Source organism: Marinobacter segnicrescens (assembly GCF_900111555.1).
Lineage (GTDB): Bacteria > Pseudomonadota > Gammaproteobacteria > Pseudomonadales > Oleiphilaceae > Marinobacter > Marinobacter segnicrescens.
Genome location: NZ_FOHZ01000007.1, coordinates 163,386 through 183,017 on the forward strand (window position 1 = coordinate 163,386; position 19,632 = coordinate 183,017).

Annotated in this window: 14 protein-coding genes and 1 riboswitch; of the genes, 5 read left to right on the plus strand and 9 right to left on the minus strand. The window is 61.4% G+C overall.

What is annotated here, in order from left to right; genetic code table 11:
- The first annotated feature begins 6 nt into the window (after window positions 1–6).
- Window positions 7–678: a lysoplasmalogenase gene (locus BM036_RS09490; protein WP_091850884.1), complete on the plus strand. Its 672-nt coding sequence runs from the start codon at window positions 7–9 to the stop codon at window positions 676–678.
- 90 nt (window positions 679–768) lie between these two features.
- A complete protein-coding gene (locus BM036_RS09495; protein WP_143066589.1) occupies window positions 769–2,118 on the plus strand; it encodes a hypothetical protein in 1,350 nt (449 codons plus the stop codon).
- Window positions 2,119–2,237: 119 nt separating this feature from the next.
- On the opposite strand, the gene BM036_RS09500 is transcribed toward BM036_RS09495, so the two are convergent.
- On the minus strand, window positions 2,238–2,690 hold the full coding sequence (locus tag BM036_RS09500) for an Lrp/AsnC ligand binding domain-containing protein (RefSeq protein WP_091850890.1): 453 nt from the start codon (window positions 2,688–2,690) through the stop codon (window positions 2,238–2,240).
- A 296-nt stretch (window positions 2,691–2,986) separates the two neighbouring features.
- On the opposite strand from BM036_RS09500, the gene putA reads away from it, so the two are divergent.
- Window positions 2,987–6,613 (plus strand): bifunctional proline dehydrogenase/L-glutamate gamma-semialdehyde dehydrogenase PutA, encoded by a 3,627-nt coding sequence (gene putA / locus BM036_RS09505; protein ID WP_091850893.1) that lies wholly within the window; start codon window positions 2,987–2,989, stop codon window positions 6,611–6,613.
- A gap of 99 nt (window positions 6,614–6,712) precedes the next feature.
- Window positions 6,713–7,153, plus strand: coding sequence for a YqaA family protein (locus BM036_RS09510; protein WP_091850896.1), 441 nt, complete (start codon window positions 6,713–6,715; stop codon window positions 7,151–7,153).
- On the opposite strand, the gene atzF is transcribed toward BM036_RS09510, so the two are convergent.
- The 4 genes from atzF to BM036_RS09530 form a co-directional block, all read right to left on the minus strand.
- Window positions 7,145–8,938: an allophanate hydrolase gene (gene atzF, locus BM036_RS09515; protein ID WP_091850899.1), complete on the minus strand. Its 1,794-nt coding sequence runs from the start codon at window positions 8,936–8,938 to the stop codon at window positions 7,145–7,147. The genes BM036_RS09510 and atzF overlap by 9 nt on opposite strands.
- A gap of 10 nt (window positions 8,939–8,948) precedes the next feature.
- Window positions 8,949–9,734, minus strand: coding sequence for an ABC transporter ATP-binding protein (locus tag BM036_RS09520; protein WP_091850901.1), 786 nt, complete (start codon window positions 9,732–9,734; stop codon window positions 8,949–8,951).
- Window positions 9,734–10,549 carry an ABC transporter permease gene (locus BM036_RS09525; protein WP_091850904.1) on the minus strand — a complete coding sequence of 272 codons (816 nt, stop codon included), beginning with the start codon at window positions 10,547–10,549 and terminating at the stop codon, window positions 9,734–9,736. Before BM036_RS09525 ends, BM036_RS09520 begins: the two co-directional genes overlap by 1 nt.
- A gap of 48 nt (window positions 10,550–10,597) precedes the next feature.
- A riboswitch (guanidine-I (ykkC/yxkD leader) is annotated at window positions 10,598–10,701 on the minus strand.
- A gap of 224 nt (window positions 10,702–10,925) precedes the next feature.
- Window positions 10,926–11,969, minus strand: a complete 1,044-nt coding sequence (locus BM036_RS09530) for an alpha/beta fold hydrolase (protein WP_091850907.1) — start codon at window positions 11,967–11,969, stop codon at window positions 10,926–10,928.
- A gap of 148 nt (window positions 11,970–12,117) precedes the next feature.
- On the opposite strand from BM036_RS09530, the gene glnT reads away from it, so the two are divergent.
- Window positions 12,118–13,476 (plus strand): type III glutamate--ammonia ligase, encoded by a 1,359-nt coding sequence (gene glnT / locus BM036_RS09535; RefSeq protein ID WP_091850931.1) that lies wholly within the window; start codon window positions 12,118–12,120, stop codon window positions 13,474–13,476.
- A gap of 77 nt (window positions 13,477–13,553) precedes the next feature.
- Here the strand turns inward: glnT and BM036_RS09540 are convergent, their stop codons facing one another.
- The 4 genes from BM036_RS09540 to BM036_RS09555 form a co-directional block, all read right to left on the minus strand.
- Window positions 13,554–14,174: a TetR family transcriptional regulator gene (locus BM036_RS09540; protein ID WP_091850933.1), complete on the minus strand. Its 621-nt coding sequence runs from the start codon at window positions 14,172–14,174 to the stop codon at window positions 13,554–13,556.
- 72 nt (window positions 14,175–14,246) lie between these two features.
- Window positions 14,247–15,326 (minus strand): putative urea ABC transporter substrate-binding protein, encoded by a 1,080-nt coding sequence (locus BM036_RS09545; protein WP_091850936.1) that lies wholly within the window; start codon window positions 15,324–15,326, stop codon window positions 14,247–14,249.
- 45 nt (window positions 15,327–15,371) lie between these two features.
- Window positions 15,372–19,001, minus strand: a complete 3,630-nt coding sequence (gene uca / locus BM036_RS09550; protein WP_091850938.1) for an urea carboxylase — start codon at window positions 18,999–19,001, stop codon at window positions 15,372–15,374.
- A complete protein-coding gene (locus BM036_RS09555) occupies window positions 18,992–19,630 on the minus strand; it encodes an urea amidolyase associated protein UAAP2 (RefSeq protein WP_091850941.1) in 639 nt (212 codons plus the stop codon). Before BM036_RS09555 ends, uca begins: the two co-directional genes overlap by 10 nt.
- Window positions 19,631–19,632 lie beyond the last annotated feature (2 nt).

Below are 19,632 nucleotides of genomic sequence, written 5' to 3' on the forward strand. Positions count from 1 at the left end.
GAGCCAATGAAACCATCTCGTGTTACCGCAACCCGCCTGGTGCCATCGCTTGCCTGGCTGCTGGCCTTTGCCCTCTTTGCTCTGCTTTATATCTCCCTTCGGGACGTTTTCCCCCACGGCGTGGGGTGGTTTTTCAAGGTCATCCCTATTGCACTGCTCCTTCAGTTGGTGGTGGCAAAGGGCGCGGGGAGAACCCGTAACTTCCTGATTGCCGCGCTGGTGCTCTCGGGAACCGGGGACATTCTGCTCAGTCTGGACGGCCTGTTTATTCCCGGGCTGGGCGCCTTCCTGCTGGCTCAACTGACTTACACAGCGTTATTTCTCACACAGTTTCGCTGGCGGGTGGGTCGATTGCCCTGGGCGGCCGTGATCCTTGCCTACGCCCTGGCCTGCACCCTGTTTATCATTCCACAGACTGGTGACCTGCAGCTGGTAACTTTGGTTTATATGATTGCCATCAGCCTGATGGCGATCTCCGCCGGTTTCCGGGATGACAGTCAATTTCTCTGGGTGGCCCTGGGTGCGCTGATCTTCATGGTCAGCGATACCCTGATTGCCATCGACAAGTTTGTCTCGCCCTTTGCCGGATCGGGTGTCGCCATTATGGCCACCTACTATATTGCCCAGTTGCTGATTTGCGTTGGTGTGATCAGGCATGGCCGTGACCCAGGCGGTTAGATTTTTTTCCCCGTTGCTTCCTGCGATTAGTCGAAATGCTTACCCCTGATGCATATGATTGGCGTACATGAAGAAACCGCCGAGAGAACGATGACGAAAACAGCAGGGCCATCAAGCAGGAAGAGTTACACCTACCTGGGAACGGTTGATGACTCGGTGTTCCGCTACAAGTGGGATATCGACATTGACCTGAAATACCTGAACAACATGCTCCTGCGCAAGGCGGTCATGGGTGAGCGGATTGTGCTCAACGATGGCTATCTTCTCAACCTGCCTGCGGCCCGCGAGGCCCTGTTGAATCCCTCGAAATCACCCCTCAAGCTCCTGATCGAACAGAATTTTGTCCGCATTTTGCAGCGTAACGAGTCCCTGGCCGAGTTGCCGGAAGCCATGGCTTCCCAGGGTGTGGAGTCCTTTGAAGGTCTGCGCAAATCTGCCGAATGGAGCGACCTTGGCCCCATGCTCAAGCGTTGGGAGCCGGTATTGCAGCAATATCAGAATTTCCTGCCCTGGCCGAAAAAGGATATCAGCCATGGCTTCACCCTGATGATGCAGCGATTACAGGGGCACACGGTGCAGGGTCTGGGGCTGAACCATGTCAGTGATGACCTCTGGCGCCGGGTACTGGATACCTACCTGGAGCAATCAGAGCAATCCCATGCCGCAGCGAGAACACGGTGGGAAAACCTGGTGCTCGAACTGGCCGGACAGGAGCCGCAAGCAAAGTCCCTGGTGGACGAACTGATGGGCCTGGCGAACCAGGTTTACCACTACAATTTCGGCGTATGCCTTTCTGCGGTCAGGGACCCGGCCCAGGCAGGCAGTTCCCTGGACTCATCCACCATCGCGGTCGAAACCCGATACAGCCCGGCTTTCGCCGACCTGTTGCAGGTCGATTCCGTTATGGACACCGTAACGTTTGATGCGCCAACGCTGAAGCTGCCCAGGCGGGTTCCGGTGGACGCCAGGGATTTCTGGGAACAGCTGGTGCGGCCGGATACCGAGCTGGGCGAGAAACGGGCGGGTTTCGTCGACAGTTATGAGGCTTATCTCAATGGTGAAATCGACCGCAAGCAACTGGAAGATATTGCGGATGACTATTCCCGCAGGCTTCTTCGCAGTTGTGGAGAGGTGGAAACCCGGTCAAGGACCGCCCGACTGGGTCGCACTGCCATGAGCCTCGGTTTTGTCGGCGCCGGGACGTTACTGGGGGGACCGGTGTTTGCGTTGTTGTTATGGGTGGCTGAGAACGCCGCGGTCCCCACCGTGATGAAAGTACTGCGACGCAGGGGGCAGGAGGTTGAGCTGCCGGTTGCAGGGAGCAAATCCCGAACCCCGGAACCGGTAAACGCCGGTGGTGCTGGTACCCAGTTGGCGTCTGTTCAGCTGGACCCGGCGAAGGCGTCCGAGCTGGTCAGTCAGATCAGGGACTTTGGCTAGTGTGCCTTTATCGCCATTTCGTGTGCCGCTGAGAAGCTGGGTACTCCTGCTTGGGGGCAGGAACCTTTTCATGGAACTGTAGTTACCTGCCGGTCCGCGAGAACCATGGCCCGGACCGGTCAGAGGGCCCCGTCCCGCACACTTTCCATGACCACGAACGTGCTGGTCTGCAGCACGTGGGGCAGGGCCGAGATCTGCTCCCCCAGCACCTGCCGGTATTCGGCCATGTTGCGGGTGCGGACCTTTAGCAGGTAATCGAAGTTGCCGGCGATCATGTGGCACTGCTCAACGGCAGCAATGCCCCGCACCGCCTCGTTAAAGGCGGCCAGGGCCTTGCTGCTGGTGTCGTTGAGGGTCACCTGGGCAAAGGCGATATGGCTCATGCCCATACGGGTCTGGTTGAGCAGGGCGGTGTAGCCGGTGATATAGCCCTGCTCCTCCAGCCGACGCATGCGTACCTGGCAGGGGGTCTTGGACAGCCCCACCCGGGAGGCCAGCTCGGTGATGGTAATGCGGGCGTTTTTCTGCAGTTCCCGCATGATGGAATGATCGATACGGTCTGGCTCGGTCATAGGCTTTCGTTGTTGGTGGTTTAAAAACCGGTAGTGGATTACCTGCGTACCTCCCCATAGCGTTCTAGACTGAAATTTGTACAGGTTTGACGTCAGGCATTCCCGGATCAGTCACCTGGAAAACGGTTGGTTAAGGTCACTTTTCCTGTAATTTACAAAATCAAAGCCCATATTATAGTTCAATTCGGTATAAAACGGGCTTATTTACTAATGTATAGAATTAATACAGGAAAATGGCCTGCCCCCCTGTCGGTAGAATGCCTGCAAGAGAGACACATGACGATGAGGTTACCGCTATGAAACCGCAGCAGTCAGAGAAACCGACACTGGCCGAAAGCCGCCAGGCTGTCCGCAACTACTATCTCGCCGATGAATACAAGGTGATCCATGAATTGATTGCGGAGGCCGGCCTGACAGCGGAGGAGCGTCGTGCTATCTCCGACCGGGCCGCTGACCTGGTGCGGGATGTGCGTTCCAGCGCGCGCTCCACCATTATGGAAAAGTTCCTGGCGGAGTATGGCCTGACCACCAAGGAAGGGGTGGCCCTGATGTGCCTGGCAGAGGCCCTGCTGCGGGTGCCGGACAACATGACCATCCACGCCCTGATTGAGGACAAGATCACCTCCGGTAACTGGGGCGCCCATGTGGGCAAGGCGTCGTCCTCGTTTATCAACTCCACCACCGTGGCGTTGCTGATGACCAGTAACCTGCTGAAGGATTCCGAGCGCCAGAGCGTGGGGGACACCCTTCGGAAGATGGTCAAGCGTATGGGCGAGCCGGTGGTTCGTACCGTCGCCGGCCAGGCGATGAAGGAGATGGGCCGTCAGTTCGTATTGGGCCGGGACATCGAAGAGGCTCACAAGGAAGGCAAGGAGTACGTGGCCAAGGGCTACACCTATTCCTATGACATGCTGGGGGAGGCGGCGAGAACCGACGCCGATGCCCTGCGTTACTACGATGCCTACGAGAACGCCATCGACTATATCTCTCGGTTCTGCGATGGCGATGTGCGCAAGAACCCGGGTATTTCGGTCAAGTTGTCCGCACTGCTGGCGCGCTATGAGTATGGCCAGCGTGACCGGGTCATGAACGAGTTGATGCCCCGGGCCCTGAAACTGGCGAAGAAGGCCGCCGCTGCCAACATGGGCTTCAACATCGATGCCGAGGAACAGGACCGGCTTGACCTGTCGCTGGATGTGATCGAGGCGATCCTGTCCGACCCGGAACTGGCTGACTGGGAAGGCTTTGGGGTGGTTGTGCAGGCCTTCGGCAAGCGTGCGTCGAAAACCCTGGACTGGCTCTACGCGCTGGCAGAGAAGCTGGACCGTCGCATCATGGTGCGCCTGGTCAAGGGCGCCTACTGGGATGCGGAGATCAAGCGCGCCCAGGTGATGGGCCTGACCGACTTCCCGGTGTTCACCCGCAAGGCCTGCAGTGATGTCGCCTTCCTCGCCTGCGCCCATAAACTGGTGAACATGGCGGATCGCATCTATCCCCAGTTTGCCACCCACAATGCCCATTCGGTGTCCGCCATCCTGGAGATGGCCCGTACCGCTGGCCTGGACAACTACGAGTTCCAGCGCCTGCATGGCATGGGGGAGTCCCTGCATAACGAAGTCATGAAGAGCAGCGGCGTGCCCTGTCGCATCTATGCGCCGGTGGGTAAGCACAGCGACCTGCTGGCCTACCTGGTGCGGCGGCTGCTGGAGAACGGCGCCAACAGCTCCTTCGTCAACCAGATTGTTGATACCAGTATTACCCCGGAGGAGATTGCCCGTGACCCCATCGAGACCGTGGAGTCCCTGGGGGAGAACCTGTCCAGCAAGGCCATCGTCAAGCCGGCGAAGATATTCGGTGAGCAGCGTCGCAACTCCAAAGGCTGGGATATTACCGACCCGGTCACTATTGGCGAGATCAACCGCGGCCGCGACCGATACCGGGATTTCCAGTGGCAGGGTGGCCCGGTCACCCTGAACGGTCCGGCGGGTGGTGACAGCCAGGAGGTGCGTAACCCGGCAGATCCCGATGACCTGGTGGGCCAGATTACCTGGGCATCGGAGCAGGACATCGATGTCGCCATTGATGCCGCACAGCAGGCATTCGGGGACTGGTCGGCACAATCGGCGGCCGACCGCGCCGCCTGCGTTCGCCGGGTGGGTGATCTCTATGAAGAGAACGCCCACGAACTGTTTGCCCTCACCACCCGTGAGGCCGGCAAGTCGTTGCTAGATGCAGTCGCCGAGATCCGCGAGGCGGTGGACTTCGCCCAGTACTACGCCAACGAGGCGGAACGCTACGAAGGCAGTGGTGCCCCCCGGGGCGTTATGTGCTGTATCTCACCCTGGAACTTCCCGCTGGCGATTTTCACCGGGCAGATCCTGGCCAACCTGGCGGCGGGCAACACCGTGGTGGCCAAGCCGGCGGAGCAGACCTCATTGTTGGCCGTCCGTGCCGTAGAGTTGATGCATGAGGCAGGTATTCCCAGGGGAGCAATCCAGTTGCTGCCGGGCACTGGCAGCACGGTAGGTGCCGCCCTGACGGCCGATCCGCGTATTGCCGGTGTCTGCTTTACCGGCTCCACCGCCACGGCCCAGCGTATCAACCAGTCGATGACGGAGACCATGGCGCCGGACGCGCCGCTGGTGGCGGAAACCGGCGGCCTCAATGCCATGATTGTGGATTCCACGGCACTGCCCGAGCAGGTGGTCAGGGACGTGCTTGCCTCGTCCTTCCAGAGTGCCGGTCAGCGCTGTTCCGCCCTGCGTATGCTCTACGTGCAGAAGGACATCGCTGACCACTTGCTGGAGATGCTCTATGGTGCCATGGACGAACTGGGCATCGGCGACCCCTGGCAGCTGTCCACCGATGTGGGGCCTGTGATCGACGAAGACGCCCAGAAAAAGATCCAGGATCACTGTGATTACTTCGAGCAACAGGGCCGGTTGCTGAAAAAGGTTCCGGTGCCGGACAAGGGCCGGTTCGTGTCACCGGTGGTACTCAAGGTGAGCGGCATCGAGGAGATGGAGGAGGAGATCTTCGGCCCGGTGCTGCATGTGGCGACCTTCGAGGCGAAGGATATCGACAAGGTCGTCGATGCCGTCAATGCCAAGGGCTACGGCCTGACCTTCGGTATCCATAGCCGTGTGGACCATCGGGTGGACCAGATTTCCAAACGAATCCACGTGGGCAACACCTATGTGAACCGCAACCAGATCGGTGCCATTGTCGGCTCCCAGCCGTTTGGTGGCGAAGGGCTGTCCGGTACTGGCCCCAAGGCGGGTGGGCCGCAATACGTGCGTCGCTTCCTGCAGGCGGACGTCCGGCGGTGCCCGGCGCCGGAGGCTGGTGCCGTTGATGCCAGCGCCCTGACCGACTTGATAAAAGAGGCGGGCAAACCGGCGTTGAAAGCCCCCGCTGAGCGCATGGCGGCGCTGACGCCGATATTCGGTGAGGCACCGGCCCCACTGGACGCCGAGTCGGAGGAGTTGCCAGGTCCCACCGGCGAACTGAACTGCCTGTCCAACCATCCCCGCGGCCTGGTGCTGTGCCTGGGACCGGACCGGGAGAGTGCGCTGGAGCAGGCGGCCACCGCCCTGTCCCAGGGCAACCGCGTGGTGTTGATCGCGCCGGGGGTCGAGGACACCGTGAAGAAGGCGGCGGAGGCGGGCCTGCCCGTAGCCGGCCGTGACGGTCTGCTGGTGCCTGAGGCCCTGGCCACCGTCGATGGTTTCCACGGCGTGGCCACCTGCGCCGAGACGGATCTGCTCAGGCAGTACCGGCAGGCCCTGGCAAAGCGTGATGGGGCGTTGTTGCCGCTGATCACCGAGCACACCCTGGATCAGCGTTATGTGATCGAGCGGCACCTGTGCATCGACACGACCGCCGCCGGTGGTAACGCCAGCCTGATTGCCTCAGCGGAGTAACTCCGCAGCGGGAGCAAGGACGCTCCTCGCATTCCTCTGCATCCCGGATTAAAGTGGCAGATCGTTACCCGCTGCATCGTCCGGAGTTCCGGAAGCTTCATGGCCTATCTCAGCCTTTTCATTGCCGCATTTGCCGCTGCCACCTTCTTCCCGTTCCAGTCGGAAGCGCTGCTGGTAGGGCTGCTGGTGGCAGATACCTACTCGATAGTGGGTCTATTGCTGGTGGCCACCGTCGGCAACGTGCTGGGTTCGGTGGTGAACTGGTATCTGGGGCTGTATATCGAACGGTTCCGCTACCGGAAATGGTTTCCCTTCAAGCCTGCCAGCCTGGAAAAGGCCCAGGTGCACTACCACCGCTGGGGGCACTGGTCGCTGCTGATGAGCTGGGCGCCCTTTATCGGCGATCCGCTGACGCTGATCGCTGGTATCATGCGGGAGCCCTTCTGGCGGTTCGTGGCCATTGTTACCCTGGCCAAGGGCGGCCGTTACCTGATCACCGCCATGCTCACCTTTGGCTGGCTGAACAGCGGATCAGCGTGACGCCAGGAATCCCCGCCAGCCCCCCAGGTGGGTAATGTCCTCCGCTCCTTCCAGCCCGACGGGTTCGCAGATGAAACCGGGCACCCAGCGCCCGTCATTCAGCTCCACCTTGCCGATGCCCAACGGAGCCGGGATGCCCGCCACAAAGCTGCCGAAGCGGTCTGCCGGTACCCGCCAGATCTCCACGGGTATTGCGGTGCCTGCATTTTCATCGCGGATAAGGCCCGGACGCAGTGGCGGGCCGCCGGCCAGCCGATACATGCGGTAGGTGCTGGAGGTTTCGGTGGTTTCCACGAGCACGGCGTTACGGTCGGTAAGCTGGTGGTTCAGGGGCAGGCCGGACAGGTGTGCGCCGCAGACCAGCACATCGATGGTGCCTTCGGTGGCGTTAAGGGCCGGGCTGTCGAGCAAGTCAGTCAGCGCTCCGACAGTATCGGTGGCAAGTGGGTGCAAGCGACTGGCCAGGGCCAACAGGGCCTCGTCCTGGAAAGCCGGGGCAAACAGGGTGCAGCCCAGGGGCAGGCCGTTATCAAGGAAGCCGGACGGCACCGCGACGGCACTGTAGTCCAGCAGGTTCATGAAGTTGGTGTAGGTACCCAGGCGGCTGTTCAGGCTGATCGGGTCAGCGTCTACCTGTGCCCGGGTATAGATAGTGGGGGTGCTGGGTGTGACCATCACGTGTACCTGTTCCCAGACCCGGTCTGCCTGCTTTTTCAGTGACTGGAGCCGGTAGCGGGCGGCGAACGCGTCCCTGGCACTCCCCCGGGTGCCCTGACTGATAATGTTCCGGGTCACCGGCAGCAGTGCGTCTGGCTGGTCCTGGATCAGCGGGCTGGTGGCCAGGTACCGTTCCGCGACCCAGGGTCCTTCGTAGAGCAGTTTTGCGGCGTCCAGGAAGGGCTGGAAGTCCACTTCGACCGGTTTACCACCGAGGCGTTCAAGCTGCGCAACGGAACGGGCAAACAGGGCCCGGGCGCCGTTATTACCATCGAAGTCCAGCTGGTGGTCGAGGGGAACCCCGAAAAGGAACTCCCCTGCTATTGGCCTGCGGCCAATGGGTTGGGGGCGTTGCCACGGATCAGCGGAGTCGCTGGCCGAGGCTATGGAGAGCACGGTCTGTGCCTGCTCTGCCGAGCGCGCAAAGATCGAGACACAGTCCAGGCTCTGGCAGGCGGGTACGACGCCACGAACACTGAGCCGACCCAGGGTTGGCTTGAGACCGACCAGGTTGTTGAAGGCCGCCGGCACCCGGCCGGAACCGGCGGTGTCGGTGCCCAGGGCAAAGCTCACCAGGCCCAGGGCGGTGGCTACGGCGGAACCGGAAGAGGAGCCACCGGAGATATAGTCCGGGTCGAAACTGTTGCGGCAGGCCCCCCAGGGTTCCGGTGAGCGGGTACCCACCAACCCGGTGGCAAACTGGTCCAGGTTGGTCTTGCCGATGGGTATGGCGCCGGCATTGACCAGGGCTTCCACCACAAAGGCATGGCACTCCGGCTGGTAGCGAAAGGCTTCACAGGCAGCGGTGGTTGGCATCCCCGCCACATCGATGTTGTCCTTGACCGCAAAGGGGATGCCATACAGCGGAAGGTCACCGGGTTCCGACTGGCTCAGTCGCTCCAGGTAGGGTTCCAGTTCTTCCAGGCTGGCCAGGTGGATCCAGATGTTGCGGTCGCTGTATCCGGCGGCACGTTCCAGCACATGGGAAACGACGGCGGCGGGAGTCAGGTCACCGTTGCGGTAGGCCTGCAGCAGGGCCGGGATATCGAGTTTGATGGTGGTGGTCATCACGGGAGCCTCATGCAGAAAGGGCCCGTGCCGTTTCCGACACAGAGGTTTCGATGGATTCGTAGAGCTGCTGGTCGGTCTGGCCGATGGGCAGGTCGTAGGTGATGGTGGCGCCGAAGGCTTCCGGTTGTTGTGGGTCGTTGCGGACCTTGTCGAACACCAGCAGTCGGGTGCCAAGATAGAAGCCTTCGTGCAGGTCGTGGGTGACCATGAAGATGGTGGTGCCGGTCTCCCGCCAGAGCTTCAGTATCAGTTGGTGCATGTCCCGGCGGATGCCCGGGTCCAGGGCGCCGAAGGGCTCGTCCAGTAGCAGCACCCGGGGGCGCATGATGAACGACTGGGCAATGGCCAGTCGCTGTTGCATACCGCCGGAAAGTTCGTGGGGCCATTTGTTGGCGGCGTGGGCCAGGCCCACGGCCTCGATCATCTGATCCACCTTTGCCAGCGCTTCCCGCCGGGCCTTGCCGAACAGCTTGCCGAGAAACGGTTTCTGTTCCAGTTCCAGGCCCATCAGCACGTTCTGGCGCACGGTCAGGTGCGGAAACACCGAGTAACGCTGGAACACGATGCCCCGGTTGCGGTCCGGCTCGCCGGGGAAGGTGTCACCTTCGAGCTGAAGGTCTCCTCGGGTGGGCTGTTCCTGCCCGAGTAACATTTTCAGGAAGGTGGACTTGCCGCAGCCGGAGGCCCCCACCAGGGTGCAGAATTCCCCCTGCTCCACGGTCAGGTTGAGGTTTTCCAGCACCACGGTGTGGCCGTATTCCTTCCACAGTTTATTGACGGTGATAAAGCTCATCAGTGGCCTCCGGCGTTGTACCAGGGGAAAAGCCGGCGGTTGGCCAGCCGTAGCAACTGGTCGATGACGATGGCCAGCAGCGTAATCCACAGCACGTAGGGGATGATCACATCCATCGCCAGGTAGCGACGGACCAGGAATATGCGGTAGCCCAGGCCCTGCTCGGAGGCGATGGCCTCGGCGGCAATGAGAAACAGCCAGGCGGGGCCCAGACTCAGGCGAACGGCATCAATCAGTCGTGGCAGCACCTGGGGCAGGGCCATGCGGGTCACCACCTGCCAGCTGTTGGCCCCGAGGGTCTGTATCTTGATGAGCTGCTCCTGGGGTAGCTCTCGTACCCGTTGGGCGACGTCCCGCATCATGATGGGGGCGGTACCGATGACGATCAGCATCACCTTGGACAGCTCGCCCAGCCCAAACACGATGAACAGGATAGGCAGTATCGCCAGCGGGGGAATCATCGACAGGGCCGACACCAGTGGTGCCATGCCAGCCCTGACCACCGGCAGGATGCCGTTAAGTAGCCCCACAACCAGTGCCAGCGAGGCGGCAACGCCCACGCCAATCCCCAGCCGTTGCAGGCTGGCGGTGGTGTCCTGCCACATCAGGTACTCCCCGCTGCGGCGGTCTTCCTGGAACGCCATGCGGTTAACGGCACTGGTCATCTGTTCGAGGCCGGGCAACAGCTTGTCGTTGGGGTTATTTGCCAGCCGTTCCTGGGAGGCGGTGCCATACAGCAGTACGATCAGCACGAAGGGCAGTAACCCCAGAAACAGGGCGGTAGTCCGGGCAGGGTGGCGGTTGATCAATCGCATCAATAGGCTCCTTAAGCAACACGGCAACGGAATCGCTGTGGTTCTTCGATCTCCCGGGCTTTTGTCCCGCCGTGTAACCTCGCAGAGGTCGGTCACTCTCGGACCAGCCATTCAGGGCTATGCCCTGAACCGGAACCCTAGTCACCTATTAGTCAGCCTGTAATTCCGCATCCCTGAGTTGCGGGTGTTGCTGTGACTGGATCTGTGTGTCGTTATGGGGAGAAATTGCACGGCCCGTGCCAGACCGGAAATAAACTCTCAATTTATTGATTTATAAAGCTTCGGAGAGGTTTATCGCGAATGCCCGGTTATCGCTTCTGGTCTGGGCGCACTCATTTGGTGCAATGATTGCCCTGCGCTGCCCCCCGGGAGGGCGCTAACCGAAGGTACCCTGCCCCGATTCGGACAGCACTTCCGTCATGGCTCGAAACATCTGCACCATTACGGCCGGGTTACGCCCAGGTCCGCCTGCAATATGCCCCCAGTCTGACTCGATCACGTCCAACCTGGCACCGGGCATTAACGCCGCCTCCCGGCCGGCATCTTCCACGGTGAAATACAGGTCGGTGCGGCAGGGCAGAAGGCGTGCCGGCATGGTGATGCGGGACAACGCCCGGGGCAGGTTGTGACGATTGCCGGGGAACCGGCCAACGGATCCCCGCTGCCAGGCATCAAGGACTGACAGCAGATCATTGGCATCCTGGGCGAGATGGTCCTGTTCCCAGAACTGCAGCAGCGCTTCGACGGACTCGAACCCCAGTGCCTTGTACCCGCTGTTGCGGAAGAATGCCTGGGAGTAGGCCCAGCCGGCATAGACTCGGGCGAAGGCCCTGAGCCCGGCCTCCGGTGGGCGGTTGTAGCGGCCTTCCTGAAAGGACGGATCGGCTTTCAGGGCGGCCTTCACTCCCTCAAGGAACAGCCAGTTGTGGGGCGAACATTCTGCGGTGCAGCAGCTGGCCACCACTGCCCGCACCCGGTCCGGCCAGGCCGCAGCCCACTGCAGGGCCTGCATGCCCCCCATGGACCAGCCCGCTACCAGTGCCAGGGAGGCACCGCCGAACACATCATCCACCAGTCGTTTCTGCAGCGCGATATTGTCGTACAGGGTCAACCGGGGGAAGCCTGCGCCGCCCTGGTCACCGCGGGTGTTGGAAGGCGAGGAGGACTCGCCCGCGCCCAGCATGGCCGGGATCACAATGCAGTAGCGTTCCGGGTCCAAAGGGCTGTTGCCATCCAGCAGGGGGTAGTTTCCCGCGGCTGCACCACCGTAGTACGTGGGTAGCAGAACCAGGTTGTCTTTTGGTGCATTGAGGGTGCCGATCTGATGGTAGACCAGGCGGGCATCCCTGAGGGATCCGCCTTCAGACAGTTCCAGGTTCGATACCCTGAATTCTTTGATTTTCCAAGATGTTCTGTTCATTCCCGGATTCCTTTGGAAGCAATTCTGAAATCACGCCAATCGGTATACATACACACTGGCATGTAAGTTGAATGGAAAGTCCGTGCCAGATTCCAGCGGTGCCGGAGCCCCGGTGCCAGACCAACACAACGGACAACGGAACATCACCATGTCAGACACCATGACCACCCAGAACCTCAAACAGCAGCTGGCGGATGCCGGCGTGAAGTACGCGATTGCCAGCTATGTGGACATCCACGGCATCAGCAAGGGGAAATTTGTCCCCATCGCCCACCTGGGCCAGATGATGGAAGGCTCGGAGCTCTATACCGGCGCGGCGCTGGATGGGGTACCCCAGGACATCTCCGACGATGAAGTGGCGGCTATGCCGGACGCCGCGGGTGTCGCCATCTGCCCCTGGAACCGCCAGCTGGCCTGGTTCCCGGGCAACCTGTATCTCAACGGGGAGCCGTTCGAGGCCTGCTCCCGGAACATCTTCCGTCGCCAGCTCGATGCCGCCACAGATATGGGCTATCGCTTCAACCTGGGCATCGAGACCGAGTTCTTCCTGTTCCGGGATACCGAAGACGGGGGCTTTGCACCGGTGAGCGAACGGGATACCGCCGGCAAGCCGTGCTATGACCCCCGCACCATGATGGACAACCTGGCGATCATGGACGAGATCGTGGAGGCCATGAATGAACTGGGCTGGGATGTGTATTCCTTCGACCATGAAGATGCCAACGGCCAGTTCGAAACCGATTTCCGATACGCCGATGGCCTCACCATGGCGGACCGGTTCGTGTTCTTCCGCATGATGGCCAACGAGATTGCCCGCAAGCACGGCGCCTTTGCCAGCTTCATGCCCAAGCCCTTCGCCGACCGCACCGGCAGTGGTGCCCACTACAACATGTCACTGGCGGATCTGAAGACCGGGGAAAACCTGTTTGAAGCCAACGGTAACGATGCCCACGGCTGTGGCATCAGCAAGCTGGCCTACCAGTTCATTGCCGGTGTACTGAAGCACGCCGGCGCCATCAGCGCGGTGATTGCCCCGACGGTCAACAGTTACAAGCGCCTGGTACGCCAGGGCAGCATGTCCGGTTCCACCTGGGCGCCCGTCTTCCAGTGCTATGGTTCCAACAACCGCACCAACATGATCCGCATCCCCGGTGTTGGCGGCCGTATCGAGTGCCGGGCAGCGGATATTGCCTGTAACCCCTATCTGGGTAGCGCCCTGATGCTCGCGGCGGGTCTGGAAGGTATCCGTGAACAACTGGACCCCGGTGCCCCCCACCATGAGAACATGTACAACTACAGCGACGCCGAGATTACCGCCCAGGGCATCGAATACCTGCCGCGGAACCTGGGTGAGGCGGTGGAAGCCTTTGAGGCAGACCCCCTGTCAAAGGCGGTATTCGGCGAGGCCATGTTCAACAGCTTTGTACAGTACAAGCGGGGCGAGTGGGAAAGCTACCAGAACCATGTGTCGTCCTGGGAGGTGGAGCGTTATCTGAAGATGTTCTGACCAGCTAAAAAGTGATTCAGTCGAGAACCCCATCCCGGTTGATGGGGTTTTCCTTTATGGGCTAACCCTCAACCAGGTCAGACAGTACGACTGGCCGTCAGCAGGTTCCAGAATTTTCTCTGAAAGAAAGACATTTCCTGTTCCAGCGAAAACAGCTCCGGTAAGAACAGCCAGCTCTGGGTAATCCCCATCAGGTAGGTGTAACTCAGCAAACCCAGCTTTTCCGGGTCTTCGTCGGTGTCCAGCAGCCCTTTGCTGACTGCGCTGGCAATCAGCGACCGGAAGAGGGTGACGATGGACCGGGTCAGCTCCCGCTCCCGCGCCAGGGTCCGGCCCATGGCTTCGGTCAGTTCGGTCTTGTTGAGCAGGATCTCGAAGGATTGCCGGTACTTGCGGTCGTTCGCCAGCAACCACAGCCAGCGCTCGATGAAATGATCCATAGCGTCAATGGGGGTATTGGCCATGGCCCGGCATTCCGCCACCAGAGCTTCCAGCGGCTCCTGGGAATATGAGAGCACCGCTTCGTAGAGGTCATCCTTGGAATCGAAGTGCCAGTAGATCGGGCCGCGGCTGAAGCCGGCTTCCCGGGCGATCCGGCTCAGGGTGGTGAGTGAATAACCGTCGCGGCTGAACAGGGTCAGTGCGGCTTCCAGAACGGCCTGGCGGGTTTTTTCGGCGTCTTCCTTGGTACGGCGCATAAGGTCGAGTCAGATGAGGCTTGCGAAAGGCACGAACTGAATCGTGCCCTCCATGTTGTGGTCAGGCAAGCGTTAAAGCTCCCCGTCTGCCGCCATCTGCATGTAACGGTCATTGAACCGGAACTGCACGTTGCCCTCGTCGCCCATGACGGAACCATCCGGGAACTCGATACCCACGAAGTCGGGACTCATGGCGCCCTGGCCCAGCAGGCCCTTGTCGAAAGAGAACTGGCGAACGCTGTCCATCGCCTCGCGGGCTTCCTCGCTGTTGATGAATTCCACCGAGTTGGCTGGTTCCCAGAACATCCGCATGCCTGAGAGTTGAGCCTCATAACCGGCCCGGTCAGTACCGGAAATCTCGCCCAGCATGGCCCGCGCCTCGCGGCCCTCGTCACTGTCGGAGCGCAGGATGTCCATGGTCTCGAACCAGGCGCCCACCAGGGCCTTGCCCAGGTTCGGGTTGTCTTCGAGCGTCTCGGTGTTCACCAGGGTCAGATCCTTGATATGCCCGGGAATCTGGTGGGAATCAAACAGCTGGGTGGTACCGGGATAGTTGTTCACCTCCGCCAGCAGAGGATTCCAGGTGGCCACATGCCGGACATCATCCGTCTGGAAAGCGGACACCAGGTCGGCGTCGGAAATATTCACCACATTGATGTCCCGCTCTTCCAGCCCCACTGAATCCAGTGCCCGCACCAGCAGGTAGTGGGACACTGACAGCTCCACCAGGTGAACCGTCTCACCTTCCAGATCCTCGATGCTGGTTGCGTCCTTGGACACAAGGCCGTCGTTGCCATCCGAGAAATCCCCCACAATCAGTGCCGTGGTATCAATACCAGAAGCGGCGGGAATGGACAGTCCGTCCATACTGGTGGCGACCACGCCATCAAACTGGCCGGCGGTGTACTGGTTGATGGACTCGATATAATCGTTGACCTGGACGATATCCACCTCAATGTCGTACTTGTCCGCCCATTTTTTCATGATGCCGCTGTCCTCAGCATACTGCCAGGGTACCCAGCCGGCGTAGATGGTCCAGGCGATGCTGAAGGAATCCCTCTCCTGTGCCAGGGTACTGAAAGACAGGGAGCTGGCAAGGAGGCCCGCTCCCAGAACGGCGCTGATTTTCTGGGTCAGTTTACGTGTTTTCATGATGCTCTCCCCGGGCTTTGCCCGTTATTGAAAGACGTTTCGGATTCAGTTGCTGATCTCTTCCACAATCACCACGGGGGTGCCCGGCGATACCGCCTGGCCCGCATCGCGGCGGATTTCCACCACCCGCCCGCTGACCGGGCTGAGCAGTTCGATCTCCATCTTCATGGACTCCACCACCGCCACTGGTCGCTGGGCACTGATTTCGTCCCCTGGTTTCACCAGGCATTCCCAAAGGTTGCCGGCCACGTGGCTTTCCACCGCGTGCTGGCCGGCCGGCAGGTTGGTGGTGTCGTCTTCACCGGTGTCCTCAATGGGCGTTTCGGCGCTGAAGTTGATCTGGCCGGACTCGATCCAGCGTTGCAGCTCCTCATCGAAGGCCTGCTGGCGGTGGGCCGTGAAGTCGCGGATGTCGCCTTCGTTTTCAGCCAGGAAACCCTCGTAGTCCTTGAGGTTAAAGTGCGTTTCCTCGATACGGATGGGGTAGTCGCCATTGGGAAAGTCGCGGCGGATCTGCTTGAGTTCGTCGCTGCTCACTTCATAGAAGCGCACCTGGTCGAAGAAGCGCAGCAGCCAGGGCTTGCCGGGTTCGAAGTGCTCTGTGGTGCGGTAGCGGTTCCACATCTGCAGGGTGCGGCCGACGAACTGATAGCCACCGGGTCCTTCCATACCGTAGATGCACAGGTAGGCGCCGCCTATGCCCACGGAGTTCTCTGCGGTCCAGGTGCGGGCCGGGTTGTACTTGGTGGTGACCAGCCGGTGGCGAGGGTCCAGGGGAGTGGCTACAGGCGCACCCAGGTAAACATCCCCAAGGCCCATGACCAGGTAACTGGCGTTAAAAACGGTTTTCTTGACCTCGTCGATGTTGTCCAGCCCGTTGATGCGGCGGATAAACTCCAGGTTGCTGGGGCACCAGGGGGCGTCCTTGCGCACCGACTGCATGTACTTGGCGATGGCGGTATGACACGCCTCGTCGTCCCAGGACAGGGGCAGGTGCACGATGCGGGCAGGCACGTCCCATTCCGGTTGTTTCTCAAGGGCCTGCTCGGCGCTGATCAGCAGTTGCAGCAGTTCCTGTTGGCCCAGCCGCTGGCTGTCGTAGTGCACCTGCAGCGAACGGATGCCGGGTGTCAGCTCCAGTATGGCCGTATGGGCCTGCTCCCGCAGCCACAGCATCAGGGCGTGGGCGCGGAAGCGAAGCCGGATATCCAGCTCCATGGGGCCATATTCCACCAGCACATAGTTGTCGCCGGCGGCGCGATAGACCACGCCGGTTTCATGTTCGTCGGTGGAGAGCGTGGCGAGTATCGGGGTTTGCGGCCTGATTGGCGTAATACGCGCAGACGCGGCGGTCAGGGTGGCGATGGATTCGTCCAGGGCTTCCCGCAGGGCCACGGCCTGGTCCTGGCTGACCGGCACGAATTGCACCTTGTCACCGGCCTTGAGCTGGCCCAGCTTCCACAGGTCGGCGCTGATCACCGTGACCGGGCATACGAAGCCGCCCAGGCTGGGGCCATCCGGCCCCAGGATGACCGGCATATCACCGGTGAAGTCCACGGTACCCACCGCGTAGGCATTGTCGTGGATGTTGGACGGGTGCATGCCGGCTTCGCCGCCGTCACTGCGGGCCCATTCCGGTTTCGGGCCGATCAGGCGTACGCCGGTGCGACTGGAGTTGTAGTGAATCTCCCATTCGCTGTCGAAGAAGGTGTCGATGTCAGCCTGGGTGAAGTAATCCGGGGCTCCGTGGGGACCATAGGTCACGTGCAACTTCCAGGTCTTGCCCATGGTGGGTTGCAGGCCCTTGCCCAGCTTTGCCTTGTCCACTGGCGTGCACTGCGGCAGCTGGAGGACATCCCCGGCCCGCAAGGCCCGGCCACCGTGGCCACCGAACTGGCCAAGGGTAAAGGTGCTGCGGGAATCCAGGTAGGGCGGGCAGTCCAGCCCGCCCCGGAACAGCACGTAGGCCCGGGCGCCTTCGCCGGTGGTGGCCCCCAGTTTCAGGGTGGCCCCGGCGGGGATGTCCAGTACCTCCCAGAAAGGCACTGGCTCGCCATCCAGGCTGGCGTCCAGCGATGCGCCGGTCAGCACAATCTGGGTAGCCCGGTTGAATGCCAGTGTGGGGCCCTTCAATGTGATTTCCAGGCCGGCCGCACTTCCCTCGTTGCCCAGCAGGCGGTTGCCCAGGCGGAAGGAGTAGCTGTCGAACGGCCCGGATGGGGGTACCCCGATTTCCCAGTAGCCGATGCGCCCGGGGTAGTCCTGGATGGTGGTCATGGTGCCACCGCTGACCACATCTACGGTGGAGGGCCGGTAGTTGAACTCGTTCAGGGTGCGGGTGAACAGCCGGCCCTCCACGAACCGCTCATCCGCCAGTACCTGGCGCACGTAGGTGCGGTTGGTTTCGATGCCGTAGAGCTGGCTGTCGTCAAGGGCCTGCATCAAGCGTGTGCGGGCGCTTTCCCGGTCAGCCTCATGGACAATGACCTTGGCCAGCATGGGGTCATAGAGCGGCGAGACTTCGGTGCCCGGTTGAATCCAGGAATCGATACGCAGGCCGGCATCCTGTGGCCAGCTGACATTGGTAAGCAGTCCGGCGGAAGGCTGGAAATCCTTGTTGGGGTCTTCGGCATAGATCCGTGCCTGGATGGCATGGCCCTCTGGAGTCAGGCCGGCGGCCTGGTCGCTGAGGTTGGTCAGGGTGCCGGCGCCCAGTTCCACCATCCAGCGCACAATGTCCACGCCGTATACGGCCTCGGTCACGCCGTGCTCCACCTGTAAGCGGGTGTTCACTTCCAGGAAGTAGAACTCGGTGGTATCCGGGTCGTAGATGAATTCAACGGTACCGGCACTACGGTAGGCGATCTGTTCTCCAAGGGCGCGGGCGGTGGCATGCATGCGCTGGCGGACCTCAGCGGACAGCCCCGGCGCCGGGGCTTCCTCGATCACCTTCTGGTTGCGGCGCTGGGCGGAGCAGTCACGTTCCCCCAGGGCGGCCACCGTGCCCTGGCCATCGCCGAACAGCTGCACCTCGATATGGCGGGCGCGTTCCACGAACTTTTCCAGGAACACCCCGCTGTTGCTGAAGTTGTTCTGGCTCAGCCGCTGTACGGATTCGAAGCTCTTCGACAGGTCGTCATCACCGTAGCAGCGGGACATGCCGATACCACCCCCGCCGGCCGTGCTTTTCAGCATCACCGGGTAGCCGATGCGTCCGGCTTCCGCCAGGGCCTGGTCCAGTCCGGTCAGCAGACCGGTGCCGGGCAACAAGGGCACACCCGCCTCTTCCGCCAGCGCACGGGCGGTGTGCTTGAGGCCGAACTGTTCCATCTGCTCGGGGGTCGGCCCCAGGAAGACGATGCCTTCGGCCTCGCAGCGACGGGCAAAGCCGGCGTTCTCGCTGAGAAAGCCGTACCCGGGGTGCACGGCCTTTGCGCCGCTTTCTGCCATTATGTGGAACAGCTTGTCCTGGTCCAGGTAGGTCTCAGCGGCGGAACCCGCCCCCAGGGACCAGGCTTGGTCAGCCTGGCGAACGTGGAGGGAATCCGCATCCGCTTCGGCATAGACCGCGACCGACTGAATATCCATGGCTCGCAGGGTACGGATGATTCTGCATGCGATGGCACCCCGGTTGGCGATCAGGACCTTGTCGAAGCACGGCTTTGTCAGTTCCATACCAGCACCTCGATCGGAGTGGGGTTCCAGCCATTGCAGGGGTTGTTCAGCTGCGGGCAGTTGGAAATCATCACCAGCACGTCCATCTTTGCCTCCAGCTCCACGTACTTGCCGGCGTCGGAGATGCCGTCGGCGAAAGTCAGGCCGCCGTCGGCGGTCACCGGCACGTTCATGAAGAAGTTGATGTTGTGGGTGATGTCCCGCTTGCCCATGCCTAGCTCCTCATGCTCGGTGACGGCCACCAGCCAGCTGTCGCGGCAGGCGTGCATGCACTTTTTCTCCAGGGCATAGCGGGTGGTGTTGCTCTCCGCCGCGCAGGCACCGCCGAGGGTGTCGTGGCGGCCGCAGGTATCGGCGGTGATCTCCAGCATTACGTTGTTTTCCGAGGACATCAGCTTTGAACCGGCGGTGAGGTAGACGTTGCCCTGCTCGCGGATGGTGTCCACGGCGCTGTAGCGCTCGGTGGGGTTATCGGCGTTGTAGAACAGGGTATCGGCGGCCTGGTTGCCCTCCAGGTCAAGGATGCGAAGGGTTTCGCCGGCTTTCACCACTTTCAGGAAGTATTCGCCTGCCGGCACGGTTTCCCGGAAGGCGGCGTTGTCGGGGTTGAGCTTGCTTTCTCTGATCATCT